Annotated in this window: 1 protein-coding gene; it reads right to left on the reverse strand. The window is 60.3% G+C overall.

Annotated elements, in window-relative coordinates:
* Positions 1–302, reverse strand: a 302-nt coding sequence (locus tag E1180_RS00030) for a VCBS domain-containing protein (RefSeq protein ID WP_155189063.1), incomplete at both ends; no start/stop codon positions are given.

A 302-nucleotide genomic window follows, 5' to 3' on the forward strand; every position in this document is an offset into this window, starting at 1 on the left:
AATAGACCGTGATCGTGTCCGTCAGGCTCTGACCTTCACCCAGTTGATCGATCACCGTTCCGCGCGTCGTGGGATGACCGCCCAGCCCGGCCCGGCTGCCGGCATCTCCATAGTAGTGCCAGGTTCCATCTGCTTTCAGGTTCAAGTCGCCATATGTGCCGTGATAACCGATGCCTTGTCCGTGGGTGTCAAACGCGTTCTCCCCGGCATCCGGGTCGGCGATGGTCAGCTTGCCGTCAGCATAAAGTGGAACATCGCCCAGCTTGGCCATGCCCGGCTGGGCATAATCCGGCGACATGTTC

It is taken from the genome of Roseibium denhamense, from assembly GCF_009711415.1.
Taxonomy (GTDB): Bacteria; Pseudomonadota; Alphaproteobacteria; order Rhizobiales; family Stappiaceae; genus Roseibium; species Roseibium denhamense.